11 protein-coding genes, 1 tRNA gene and 1 pseudogene are annotated in these 12252 nt (G+C 69.6%); 6 read left to right on the forward strand and 7 right to left on the reverse strand.

The features are described 5' to 3' along the window. Positions 1-69: 69 nt before the first annotated feature. Both OG207_RS22505 and OG207_RS22510 read right to left on the reverse strand, forming a co-directional pair. Positions 70-707: pseudogene (locus tag OG207_RS22505) on the reverse strand (ATP-binding protein). A 59-nt stretch (positions 708-766) separates the two neighbouring features. Next, positions 767-1555 carry a glycerophosphodiester phosphodiesterase gene (locus OG207_RS22510; RefSeq protein ID WP_329107788.1) on the reverse strand — a complete coding sequence of 263 codons (789 nt, stop codon included), beginning with the start codon at positions 1553-1555 and terminating at the stop codon, positions 767-769. A gap of 240 nt (positions 1556-1795) precedes the next feature. Here OG207_RS22510 and OG207_RS22515 point away from each other — a divergent pair, with 240 nt between their 5' ends. From OG207_RS22515 to OG207_RS22540, 6 genes are all read left to right on the forward strand, one after another. Then, positions 1796-3292 (forward strand): S1C family serine protease, encoded by a 1497-nt coding sequence (locus OG207_RS22515; RefSeq protein ID WP_329100269.1) that lies wholly within the window; start codon positions 1796-1798, stop codon positions 3290-3292. 100 nt (positions 3293-3392) lie between these two features. Further along, a complete protein-coding gene (locus OG207_RS22520) occupies positions 3393-4298 on the forward strand; it encodes a LysR family transcriptional regulator (RefSeq protein WP_329100270.1) in 906 nt (301 codons plus the stop codon). A 79-nt stretch (positions 4299-4377) separates the two neighbouring features. After that, a complete protein-coding gene (locus tag OG207_RS22525; protein WP_329100271.1) occupies positions 4378-4926 on the forward strand; it encodes a cysteine dioxygenase family protein in 549 nt (182 codons plus the stop codon). Continuing rightward, on the forward strand, positions 4926-5972 hold the full coding sequence (locus tag OG207_RS22530; protein WP_329100272.1) for a YeiH family protein: 1047 nt from the start codon (positions 4926-4928) through the stop codon (positions 5970-5972). Before OG207_RS22525 ends, OG207_RS22530 begins: the two co-directional genes overlap by 1 nt. 289 nt (positions 5973-6261) lie before the next feature. Further along, positions 6262-7209 carry a trypsin-like serine peptidase gene (locus OG207_RS22535; RefSeq protein WP_329100273.1) on the forward strand — a complete coding sequence of 316 codons (948 nt, stop codon included), beginning with the start codon at positions 6262-6264 and terminating at the stop codon, positions 7207-7209. A gap of 52 nt (positions 7210-7261) precedes the next feature. Continuing rightward, positions 7262-7349, forward strand: a tRNA-Ser gene (locus tag OG207_RS22540). Positions 7350-7483: 134 nt separating this feature from the next. On the opposite strand, the gene OG207_RS22545 is transcribed toward OG207_RS22540, so the two are convergent. From OG207_RS22545 to OG207_RS22565, 5 genes are all read right to left on the reverse strand, one after another. Then, positions 7484-8887 carry a tyrosine-type recombinase/integrase gene (locus OG207_RS22545; RefSeq protein WP_329100274.1) on the reverse strand — a complete coding sequence of 468 codons (1404 nt, stop codon included), beginning with the start codon at positions 8885-8887 and terminating at the stop codon, positions 7484-7486. 65 nt (positions 8888-8952) lie between these two features. Next, positions 8953-9141, reverse strand: a complete 189-nt coding sequence (locus OG207_RS22550) for a helix-turn-helix transcriptional regulator (RefSeq protein WP_254381996.1) — start codon at positions 9139-9141, stop codon at positions 8953-8955. A gap of 117 nt (positions 9142-9258) precedes the next feature. Then, a complete protein-coding gene (locus tag OG207_RS22555; RefSeq protein WP_329100275.1) occupies positions 9259-10656 on the reverse strand; it encodes a DNA primase family protein in 1398 nt (465 codons plus the stop codon). Then, positions 10653-11006: a hypothetical protein gene (locus OG207_RS22560; protein ID WP_329100276.1), complete on the reverse strand. Its 354-nt coding sequence runs from the start codon at positions 11004-11006 to the stop codon at positions 10653-10655. The genes OG207_RS22555 and OG207_RS22560 overlap by 4 nt, the downstream gene beginning before the upstream one ends. Next, complete coding sequence (locus OG207_RS22565) at positions 11003-11962, reverse strand: bifunctional DNA primase/polymerase (RefSeq protein WP_329100277.1); 960 nt, start codon at positions 11960-11962, stop codon at positions 11003-11005. The genes OG207_RS22560 and OG207_RS22565 overlap by 4 nt, the downstream gene beginning before the upstream one ends. Between the last annotated feature and the right edge of the window lie 290 nt (positions 11963-12252).

The following is a 12252-nucleotide window of genomic DNA, read 5'->3' on the forward strand; positions in this document are numbered from 1 at the left end:
GCTGCCTTGCTCTCGTGTTGGTCGTGTTGGTCGTGCCTACGTGTCCGTGGTGCGGTCGGGATCCCGGGTTCAGGGATCGAGGTCGTCGAACGCCGTGCTGAAGTCGATCGCCGGGGGCGCAACGCGCGTAGCGAAATCCTCGTGCCGGGGCCCACAGGCAACGATCACCCACACGGTGACCTCACCCGCCGCTCCGTCCCGGACACCCCAGTCCTGGGCCAAGGCGCTGATGATGTTCAGTCCCCGGCCGCCCCGCGCGGTGACCGAGGGCGTGGCAGGAACCGGGCGGGTGGGCCCCCCTCCGTCCGTGACCTCGACCGTCAGTCGTCCCGCTCTGTCCACGCGCCATGCGGCGCGTATCTCCCCGTCTCCGACTTCCCGAGAGCCGAGCGGCCTGCCGTGTCGACAGGCGTTGCTGAGCAGTTCGGAAAGGATCAGTACGGCATCGTCCACGATCGATTCGGGCACCCCGCTGATGCGCAGTTGCTCGCGCATCCGGTGTCGCGCCTCGCCCACGCCCGCAGGACCATGGCGTACGTCCATGCACGACGACGTGGGCACTTCTTGTGCCACCACCAACGCCACCCCCGGAACCTCCTTAGCCCCACGCATGGTCTGGATGCCCCAATGGCCTGGACCGGAAACCGTCGAAGGAGCCCGAAGCGTGCACCTCTGATGCATTCATGTCGACCGAATGCGGAGCGGATGCGCCGGAGCACACCCTGTGACGGACGAGTTGGGGGTGGCGGGTGTGCAAAAGGGGACTTCAGCGCCCGAGTTGGGACAGAACTTGGCGGGGTCTGTTCGTGATGATTGCTTCCACGCCCAGATCAGCGCAGAGCTGAACGTCTTCGGGTTCGTTCACTGTCCATACGTGCACGGAGTGGCCCGCGCCCTGGAGCTTGTGGATGAAGGCGGGGTGATTGCGCACGATCCGCATCCCGGGACCGGCGATCGTCACGCCGGCCGGCAGTCGCCCGTCCCGCATCCGCGGCGAGATGAACTGCATCAGGTACACGGTCGGGATCGTCGGCGCGGACGCCTGGATCCGGTGCAGGGAGCGTGCGGAGAAGCTCATGACCCGCACGGGGTGTGGACCCTCGACGGGCGGGGCGTCCAGACCGAAGCGCTTGAGGAGGGTGAGGAGGCGCTCCTCCACCTGTCCGGCCCAGCGGGTCGGATGCTTCGTCTCGATCGCGAGCTGTACCGGTCGTCCGGCGTCGGAAACCAGCTCCAGCAGGCGCTCCAGGGTGAGGACGGAGGTGCGCTCGGGGTCCGCGTCCCAGTCGGGGGACTCCTCGCGGTCCTTCCAAGAGCCGAAGTCGAGGGCGGCGAGATCGGCCAGCTCCAGGGCGGAGACGGCGCCGCGACCGTTCGAGGTGCGGTTCACCCGGCGGTCGTGGACCAGGACCAGATGGCCGTCCGCGGTCAGCCGGACATCGCATTCGAGGCCGTCGGCCCCGTCCTCGATGGCCTTGCGGTAGGCGGCCAGGGTGTGCTCGGGGGCATCCTCCGAGGCGCCGCGGTGGGCGACGACCTGGATGGTGCGCGGCATTGCGTGGGTCACCGGGTCATGGTGCCACCGACAGGTGCCCGGGCGTCGAGCTCGACCTCGAGAGTGCATCCGAAATGTCGGATATAAAGAACGATGAGAGATGCACAGGTCCGGCTTACAGTGCTCTGACGGGTCATGGGAAAGGCTTTGCCCAGGAACTTGTGCGGCACGTCGAACGTTCAATCGGACCGATATCGCCAGAGAATTTTCCGAAGCCGTGTGTGACGAGGAGAGAGCGCTGTGAGCACCGAGAACGAGGGCACCGCGGCCCCGACACCCCCCGCGGCCCCGTCCGTACCCCCTGCTCCGGCCTCCGAGACGCAGGATGCGGCCCCCGCGCCCGCCGCCGGCGAGCCGGTGACCCAGCAGATTCCGCCGACCCCGGCGCCCGGCACCGAGCCCACCCAGCAGATTCCGCCCGCACAGGCGCCCCCGGCTTACGGCCAGGCCCCCGCACAGGCGCCCCCGGCCTACGGCCAGGCTCCTGCCCCGGCCGCGCACGGAGCCGAGGGATGGCCGCCCCCGCCGCCCACGGTGCCGGCGTACGGTGCGGGCGGCGGCCACGGCGGAGGTGCCTGGGGTGCTCCCCTGACTGCCGACGGCGCCCCCGCGCCCAAGCCGAAGGGCAGGGGCGGCCTGGTCGCGGCCGTGCTCGTGGCGGCCCTCCTCGCGGGCGGCATCGGCGGCGGCGTCGGTTACTGGGCTGCCGAGCGCAGCGACAACGGCACCGGCTCCACCACGATCAGCGCCGGGAACACCCCCAAGGACATCAAGCGCGAGGCCGGCTCCATCGCCGGCCTGGCCGCAGGTGCCCTGCCCAGCGTGGTCACCATCGAGGCCTCGGCCGGCGACGGCGAAGGCGGCACCGGCACCGGGTTCGTCTACGACCAGCAGGGCCACATCCTCACCAACAACCACGTCGTGGCCTCCGCCGCCAACGGCGGCAAGCTCTCTGCCACGTTCTCCGACGGCAAGCGGTACGACGCCGAGGTCGTGGGCCGTGCCCAGGGTTACGACGTCGCCGTCCTCAAGCTGAAGAACCCGCCGGCCGGCCTCAAGCCGCTGCCCCTCGGCGACTCCGACAAGGTCGCGGTCGGCGACTCGACCATCGCGATCGGCGCCCCCTTCGGCCTGTCGAACACGGTCACCACCGGCATCGTGAGCGCCAAGAACCGCCCGGTCGCCTCCGGAGACGGCAGCGGCAGCAAGAACTCGTACATGAGCGCCCTTCAAACGGACGCCTCGATCAACCCGGGCAACTCGGGCGGTCCGCTGCTCGACGGGCGCGGCGCGGTCATCGGCATCAACTCCGCGATCCAGTCGGCGGGCAACGGCGGCTTCGGCGGCGGCCAGGCCGGTTCGATCGGCCTCGGCTTCGCCATCCCGATCAACCAGGCGAAGAACGTCGCCGAATCACTGATCAAGACGGGCAAGCCGGTCTACCCGGTGATCTCGGTCTCGGTCGACCTCCAGGCCAAGTCCGAGGGCGCCAAGATCTCCGAGCAGGGCGCGGCCTCCAACGAGCTGGTCGACCCGAACGGCCCGGCCGGCAAGGCGGGCCTCAAGCCCGGCGACGTCATCACCGAGTTCGGCGGCAAGCCGGTCGACAGCGGCCCGACCCTGATCAGCATGATCTGGACGTACAAGCCCGGCGACACCGTGAAGCTGACCTACCTGCGCGGTGGCAAGCCGACCACGGTCGACATCGTGCTCGGCTCGCGGGTCGGCGACAAGTAGCAGCACCCGAGCACCACTGGTCGCGGCGGCGACCGATGAAGAGGGGGCCGTAGGCGGAATTCCGCCTACGGCCCCTGCAACGTCCGCTTATGCTTCGCTCGTGTTCGATTCTCGGCACATACGGACCTTTCACGCGGTGGTCGCCTCCGGGTCGTACTCCGCTGCCGCCCGCGTGCTCGGGTACACCCAGCCCGCCATCACCCAGCAGATGAAGGCGCTCGAACGCGCCGTCGGCACCCCGCTGTTCACCCGCGTGGGCCGCAAGATGCAGCTCACCGAGGCCGGGGAATCCCTGTCCCGGCACGCCGAGACCATCCTCGGGAACCTCTCCGCGGCCGAGGCCCAGCTGAGGGCGTACGCTCGGCTGCGCACCGGCCGGGTCAGGCTGTGCGGCTTCCCCAGCGCCAATGTCACCCTCGTCCCCGAGGCCCTGAGCGGCCTGGCCAAGGACCATCCGGGCATACAGGTGGAACTGCTGGAAGGCGAGCCCCCCGAGTCGCTGCGCCGGTTGGAGCGCGGGGAGTGCGACATCACCCTGGCCTTCACCTATCCCGGCCTGCACGAAGAGATCCCGGAGGAGGTCGCCGAGGTCAGGTTGATGGAGGATCAGCTGACGGTACTGCTCCCCACGGGGCATCCGCTGGCCCGCCGCCGCGCCGTGTACCTGGCCGACCTTGCCGAGGAGCGGTGGATCGCGGGCTGTCCGCGCTGCCGGGCGAACCTGCTGCACGAGTGCGCGGAGCTGGGCTTCGTGCCCGACATCCGCTTCGCCACCGATGACAACCTGGTCGTACAGAGCCTGGTCGCACAAGGACTGGGCGTGGCGATGATGCCCGCGCTGGTATTGCCCTCCCTCTCACTGAGCCGGGTCTGCGGCCGGCCCCTCCAGCCGGCCGCGCGCCGGCACATCGCCGCGTACGTCTACCGCGACCACCTGCGGATCCCTGCGACGGCCGTGGTGCTCAACGCGCTGAAACAGGTGGCGGCGAACCGGGTCGGCTGCTGACCAACCCATAAGCTGCGCTTGGGATTTCAGGTCATAACTGTCGTTGGACGTGATGGAAGCTCGGCAGCACGCTGCCGATATGACCACCACCATGCCGGCCCGCACCACCACGAGGATGGCCGCCCTCGTCAGTGAGATCCGCACCGTCGTGGAGCGGGGGCTGGCTCCCGACCTCACCGCGTACCTGGTGGGCGAACGACTCGCCCCGCACCTGGGTGCGCCCGACCTGCTGACTCCGGCGCAGCAGGAAGGCGACCCGGAGCGGTACCGGCAGCACGTCCTGCATGCTGAGGCCGACGGCAGCTTCTCCGTAGTGGCACTGGTGTGGCTGCCCGGGCAGGAGACCTGCATCCACGACCACGTGTCCTGGTGTGTGGCCGGGGTGCACCAGGGCGAGGAGAGCGAACGCCGTTTCCGGCTCGCGCCCGGTGCAGGTCCCGCCCGGCTGGTCGCCACCGAGGACGTGGTCAATGCCCAGGGCGACGTCTGTGGGTTCGCCCCGCCCGGAGACATCCACAAGGTGCGCAACTCCTGTACGAGCAAGGCGATATCGGTGCACGTCTACGGGGCCGATGTCTCCCGGCTGGGCACCAGCATCCGTCGCGTCTACACGCTCCCCGTCGACTGATGGCCCTCCTCCACCGCCCACACAGCACGGCGACCCGGGATGTTTCACGTGAAACACCCACTCCGTGGCCCGGGTTGGCGATGGCCGCGGGCGGCGCGCTGACGGCCTGGTGCGTTCACCGCCTCGTGCCCGCCGTGCCGATGCTGACCGCATCAGTGGTGCTGGGCATCGCGGTGGCGCACCTGCCGGGCCTGCGGACGTTCGTACGCGGGGCCGCGCGCCCGGGACTCTCCCTGGCCGGCCGTCGGCTCATGCGGATGGGCATCGTCCTGCTGGGCCTCGGCCTGGGGCTGGACCAGGTGCTCCGGCTGGGCTGGGCCACCGTCGCCATGGTGGTCGGCGTGGTCGCGGCCACTTTCTTCGGCACCCTCTGGCTGGGCCGCCGGCTGGGACTTCCGGGCGATCAGCCACTGTTGATCGCCACCGGGTACTCGATCTGCGGTGCCTCGGCGATCGGCGCGGTGAGTGAGGTGTCCGGCAGCGACGAGGAGGACGTGGCCGCCTCGGTGGCACTGGTCACCCTCTGCGGGACGCTCGCCATAGGCATACTCCCGCTCCTCCAGGGGTCGTTGGGGCTCTCCGACCCCGCCTTCGGGCGGTGGGTCGGCGCCGGGGTCCACGACGTGGGCCAGGTCGTGGCCACCGCGCAGACCGCGGGCCCTGCCGCCCTGGGCGAGGCGGTGCTGGTCAAGCTGATGCGCGTGGCGCTGCTCGCCCCGCTCGTGGCGGCCGTGGCCTTCTCGGTACGGGCCCGGCGCCGCGGGGTGCGCACCGCCTCGGGCCGCAGGCCGGCGCCGGTGCCGCTGTTCGTCCTCGGGTTCCTGGCCGCGGCTGCACTGCGCGCCACCGGGGTACTGCCCGACGTAGCGCTGGAGTGGGCGCACACCGCCCAGGAGGCCCTGCTGGCGGCGGCGCTGTTCGGCCTGGGGAGCGCGGTGCACCTGCCGACGCTGGCCCGGACCGGCGGGCGGGCCGCGGCACTGGGGCTCGGGGCGTGGGTGGTCGTGGCGGGGGTTTCGTACGCGGGCGTGATGCTGACCGTATGACGCCGTAGGGCACCGCCAGGCGTCGTACGGCGGTGCAACGGCGGAGAGTTGGCCATTTCCTGGCCGGAACCGACCGAACGTTCAGACTGCCCGCTGACATTGCGACGCACCCGTGCCACCCTGCCCGGTAATCCGCACGACGCACGACGCACGACGTACGACGCACGACGCACGACGCACGACGCACGACGCACCGCGAACCGCGCACAGCCGATCCGCACCGACCGCTCTTCACCCCCACCCTGCCCGGCTTCGCCACCCGGCCCGGGCACGGCAGAAGGAGTCATGCGTGAATCGTCATCGCACGGCCTTGTCCGTCTTGCTCGCGGCCGGCGCCCTGGTCGCGGGCGCCCTGACGGCGGCCGGTCCCTCGGTCGCCGCAGAGGCCCCCGCGTCCTTCCGGCAAGAACACACCCAAGGCTTCTGGACCGTCGAGCGGATGCGCGCCGCCGCCCCGCTCGACGTGACGGCGGTCCCTGGCGCGGCCCGCACCCCGGTCGCCACGTCGGCGACCCCCACGACCGTCGCCCCGACGGCGGCGGCGTCCCCCACGGCCTTCCCGCAGGCGGGCGGCGCCTGGACGGGCGCCGGCGCCGTGGTGAAGACCTCGGGGCGCGTCTTCTTCACGATGGGCGACCGCACCGCATCCTGCTCCGGCGACTCGGTCACCAGCGCCAACGGCAGCACGGTCATCACGGCCGGTCACTGCGTCAAGTACCAGGGGGCCTGGCACACGAACTGGGTCTTCGTCCCCGCCTACAACAACGGCTCCGCCCCCTACGGCCAGTGGTCGGCCACCAAGACCTTCGCCACCGACCAGTGGGCCGCGAGCGAGGACATGAACATGGACGTCGGCCTCGCCGTCGTCGCCCCGCTGAACGGGCAGACCCTCAGCCAGGCCGTCGGAGCCCAGGGCATCGCCTTCAACGGCGGCTACAACAAGAAGATGTACGCCTTCGGCTTCCCCGCGGCGGCACCGTACGACGGCACCAAGCTGGTCTACTGCAGCGGCAACAGTGGCAAGGACTTCCTGCTGACGAAGGACCACGGCCTGGGCTGCAACATGACCGGCGGATCCAGTGGCGGCCCTTGGTTCCAGGACTTCAACGAGGCCACGGGCCTGGGCACCCAGGTCTCGGTGAACAGCTTCGGATACAACTTCCTCCCGAACCGGATGTACGGCCCGTACTTCGGCAACGAGGCGAAGGCGGCCTACGACAAGGCGCAGACGTCCTGACCCCTTGAGCCGCTCCCGCCACCCCCACCTGGCCGGTACTCTGTACCGGCCAGGTGGGTTGCCCGAGCGGCCTAAGGGAACGGTCTTGAAAACCGTCGTGGCGCGAGTCACCGTGGGTTCAAATCCCACACCCACCGCCACAGGTCAGAGAACACGCTGATCAGAAGGGGTGCCCCTCATGGAGGGGCACCCCTTCGTCGTTCACTCTGTCTCACCCTGGATCGCCCCTGTCGCCATGGTGACCAGCGTGTGTGGCCAACTTGTGGCCAGGCCATCAGGCCTCCCCAGTTGTTCCATCGTCCGCCAGGGCCTGGTCAATGAGCTGGTTCGACACCTGCTGCTGGCCGCGAAGGATCTTGGCGTAGAACTTCCAGAGCACCGCCACGCTGTGTCCGGCGCGACGAGCGACCTCGACGGGGTCTACTCCGGCCTTGATCCACAGCGATACGCCGGCATGCCTCAGGGAGTAGGGGACCTCTGCGAGAGGCGTCCCGACATCCTGAGCAGGCAGGGCCTTCCGGCGAGCCTCGCTCCACACCCGGGTGTACTCGTTCGAGCCGACCCGGCCGCCCTCAACCGCGCGAAAGAGCCGCCCATCGGCGGCAGCGCCATCGCGATCCAGGTGGCTCCGGAGCAGCCGTACGAGCACGGGCGGGATGGGTACAGACCGGCTGGCCTTCCGAGCCCTCCGCTTGAGACCTCGTTCGTCGTAGGGCGTCCCGCCATCCGTCCACCCTGCTCCGACTTCCGGCCGACTCCGGCGAAGGACGAGCTCTCCCCATCCCTTCTGGGGAAGCTTGCAGTCGGCCTTGGTGAGTGCTGCCACTTCGGACGGACGCATAGCGGCGTAGTAGATGCAGCCGAAGAAGGCATGGAGGTGCTCGCCCCGGGTGCCCTGAGCACGCACGGCATCCAGGAGCCGACTCGCCAGCTCGGGACCGGGAACGTACTGGAAGTCGACTTCGTCATCGGTCTGCGGAGGGTCCCAGTCGACCTTGGGGAGCGGGTTGGCGGGTAGGGCATCGCACTCGACCGCGTACCGCAGGGCGTTGCTGAGGACAGCACGCTTACGCCGGACGGTGTTGTCGGCTGCGCGCTTGCCGTTGAGGAGCCGAGAAACAGCGGACAGGGCACGGCGAAGGTTCTCCGACTCCGCCACATCGGTCACGCGGAGGGAGTTCTTTGCGATCCAGTCCAGCGCCTGAGCAGCGTCCGCCGGCGGCTGGTCAGCCTCCATTCGGGCTACCACGTTCCCGTTGCTGTCTACCGTCATCTGGAAGGCCCACGACCGCAGGGCCAGCCGGAGAGCCTGCGGGTCGGGAGCAGCCTTGCCGCCGGTCACCAGTGCCATGGTCACGTTCGTCATCGCCTCAGCGATGCCGACGCGGTGTTTGGCGGCAGCGTCCGGCCACTTCATGCAGGTGTAGGCGCGGGCGTGCTCGAACCAGGTGGGCGATTTGAGCTGACGAAGCTCCGAGACGGGGAGCCCAGATGCGATGTCGAACTGTTCGCCGTCGCGGACGGCGCCCATGAGCTGAGCGCGTCGACCGTCGGCCAGCGTCTTGGTCAGGAACGGAGCCTGGTGCTCTTTGCCCCCGACAACCCATCGAAGCTGGTAGGGGGCGCTCTTGCTCTGCCTGGAGCGGATACCCCAGATCCGCACGTCATAGCTGTACAAGGTGACTCCGCTCAAAGGGGAGGGCCCCAGCCGTCGGCTGGGGCCCTGTGATGTACGGGTCGGGTCTACGCGGCCGATACCTCGCACCCGCTCAACCAGGCGTCCAGGTCGGACCGCCGGACGCGGAGTTGACCGTTCGGGAGCTTGTGGAGTCGGGGCGCGTTGCCACGGGAGCGCATGCGGTAGAAGGCGGCACGGCTCATGTCGATCTCTGCGAGTACCTCAGCGAGCTTGAGCATCTGAGGGCGGGCCATCGTTCACTCCTTGCCGTCTGGCGGTCGTACGCGAGTTGGATTCACATTGCGTTGAGTCGCTACTCATCGCGTCTCAGAGGCGGTCTGAGCGTCGTGAGACGCGTTGAGTCGCGACTTTCACAAATGTGGGTCGGACTGGTTGAGGGTGATGCCGCTGTACGTGAGGACCTGCCGGCCGTGCTCATCGCGGGGACGGGTGCGGTTGAGCTGGGGGATGACAGACAGGAGATTGCGGCCGAACACCTGCTTCGTCCCGGCGCGCACGCCGTTGTCCTCCGCCCATTCCCGCCAGATGGCCCACAGGTCGTCCACGGGGACGCTGCACGTGGGGCCGGTCGTGCAGCGCTCGCGGACGAACGCGCTGGTCGGGGATGCGGTGTCGCGCATGGTGGTGACCGCGTCGCGGCTGGATACGGGCTCCGTGATCCGGTTGGTGCGCCGGAGCCGGGCCAGCCCCTCCAACGCCCAGTTGAGGATGCCAGGCATCTCTGCGGTGAGCCGGTCGGTGAGGGTGGGGTCCTCCTTGCCGAGCCACGAGACTCGCATGCTGAGGAGGACGAACCGGTTGGCGATGACGCCTGAGGAGTCGCCGAAGTGGGGCAGTTCGTTGGACAGGATCATCAGCCGTGAGGGGAGCTTTCCGGTCCACTGCTCGCGGTACTTGCGGTCGACGTCGATGGTGTCGTCACCCGAGATCGTCAGCAGCCGCTCCACCATTTGGCTGTTGTCGTTCCCGGACAGTCGGGCGTCGGAGATGATCGCCAGGGACTTCCCGACCAGCGTGGCCAGCCCGAAGTTCGTGCCCAGACCGGCCAGTGTCGGCCCGGCGAGGTTCTCCTTGCCGACCAGGGCTTTCAGGACCCGCGCGATGGTGCCCTTGCCGGAGCGGGAGGGGCCCACGATGAGCAGGATCTTTTGGAGATCGGTGCGGCCGGACAGGACGTAGCCGAACCACTCCTGTAGTGCGGTGATGGCGGCGGGGTCGTCGGGCCAGATCTGCGAGAGGAAGTGCTCCCACGTAGGAGCCGTGGCGGCACGGTTGTAGGCGAAGGGGACGGAGACGAGGTTGAAGAAGCCGGGGGTGTGCGGCATCAGCGCTCGGTCGCGGATCCTGAGCAGGCCGTTCGCGCACGCCACGATGGGATCGCTGTCCGGCTCGTTCGCGCTGCTGCCGTCGAGCCATGCGGGTGCGTCGGTGTCGGTGGGCAGCAGGGTGATGGATCCGAGAGCGTCGAGGAGATTGCTGATCTTCTGCTTCGTCGGCGCCCAGGCGCGCTCCTCGGGCTCGCCCTCCTTGCCGGGTGCCCGGTAGATGGCGTGCTCCAGGCGCTCGTACATGGCCTTGCGTACCTGGGCTTCGTCCAGCTCACGCCAGCAGGTACCCGTCCAACGCATCCACGATGCGCGCCAGCGACGGCACACAAGCTGTCCGTCCTCGGTCTGCCAGTCCGGCTCCAGTCGGCGTGCGACGGCCATTGGGTTGGACGGAGCGGGCAGCTCCTCGGCGAGGCTCATGCGGCCTTCCTCCCTTCCTGCGGGGTGTGGTGGGGGCAGTCGGTGCGGTGCTGCTCGTGGTCGGCGATCAGGGCGAGCGCACGGCGTTGGCCGGCGGCGAACAGGTCCCGCCCGCAGGCGCACCACGACCGGACGGACGGGGTGGTGCCGCGTCCGGGGGCGGTGATGTGGAGCCAGGCGACGGGGCGGCGCCCGTCGTCCCAGCACAGGTCAGGGCGAAGGGCAGAAGGGACGCCTTCGGCGACGACCTTCGGGGCGCCCACCACCGGCTGCTGCTGTGGCTGTTCGGCGTCCTCGGCGGGGCGGTGGTCGAGAGGGCTCTTAGAGGGAGCGGGGCGGCGGGGGTTCATGCCGCCCTCCGGCCGCCGTCGGGGTTGTTGGCGATCGACCAGTCCAGCCCCCGGGCGATGACGTCGTCGTAGTAGCGCTCCGACTCGGTGGCGTTGCCCGCCACCGCGCTACTAAGAGCCTGCTCAACCTCGATGCGGGCCAGGTCGCCCGACGCGACGAACCGCCCCAGAGCCCTCGCGGCCCTGAGCAGCGTGTCGTTGCGCGTCCCGTCTCCGGCATGGGCGACGTTCCGTACTTCGTTGTCCAGGGCCGCCTTCGCATACCGGGACCCCTTCACTGTCAGGGGCGCCGGTACGTCCCTGACGGGCTTGGGCCTGGCCGTGAGCGCGTCGGAGAGCCAGCCGGGCAGTGGGATGGGGCTGACGCTGTCCAGCACCGTGTAGGCGCCGTCCGGGGTGCTGCTGCCGGGGGCGACGACGTACCCGCCCCAGCCCCGGGTGTCGATGTGCTTGCCGAGACGTCCGGCGGTGTTGCCGAGCCGGACTCCGGCGGGTTGGGTGAAGTACAGGTGCTGCCCGCCGCGCGCGGTCCGCACGCGGTAGGTGGTGGGGACGGGGTGTCCGGCGCGCTCGCAGAGCGCTTCAAAGGTGGTCACGCCGTCAGGCGTTCCTTCTTCGTCTGTCGGCTTGAGGGTGTCGAGGTCGACGACGAGCAGCCCGGACGGGCCGGTCGCGATTCCGATGTTGTACGGAGCGTGGGTCCACGCGGCTGTGAGCAGGTCCGGGTCGGTGGTCGCGCGTTGTTCCGGGGTTCGGTGGCCGTTCGCGCACCGGCCGTTGCGCGGGCAGTGGGCCTGTGCGTGGCCGGCGGGTCGCTTGTCGCGGGGGCGGAGCGGGAAGACGTGCCAGCCACGTTCGGCCGCTGCGACGGCGTGGGCGAGCAAGTCCAGGCCCGGATCGAGTAGGGCGGGGCGGTCACCGCTGTGGTCTCGCCGGATGTGGGTGGGGTGGGTCATGCTGGTCTCTCCAGTTCTTGGTGTTCTGGACGAGAGCGGCCCTGGATCTTGGCGGATGTGGGGGCCGCTCTCGGCATGCCTGGGGTGAAGCGGAATCCCTGGCAGTCGCGGGTCAGGGAGGGAACGGCACCCCCTGCGGGGGTGCGTGTGGAGGGGGTTTCGGGGGTCTGACCTGCGGCGCCTCCCTGCCTCCCTGACAGATCATTTGTGCAGCTCAGACCCAGGTACGTGTGTCAGGGAGGGGGGCAGGGAGTTCTCCCTGCCTCCCTGACGTGTGCAGGGTCGGCTCC

The sequence above is a fragment of the Streptomyces sp. NBC_01439 genome, from assembly GCF_036227605.1.
Classification (GTDB): Bacteria; Actinomycetota; Actinomycetes; order Streptomycetales; family Streptomycetaceae; genus Streptomyces.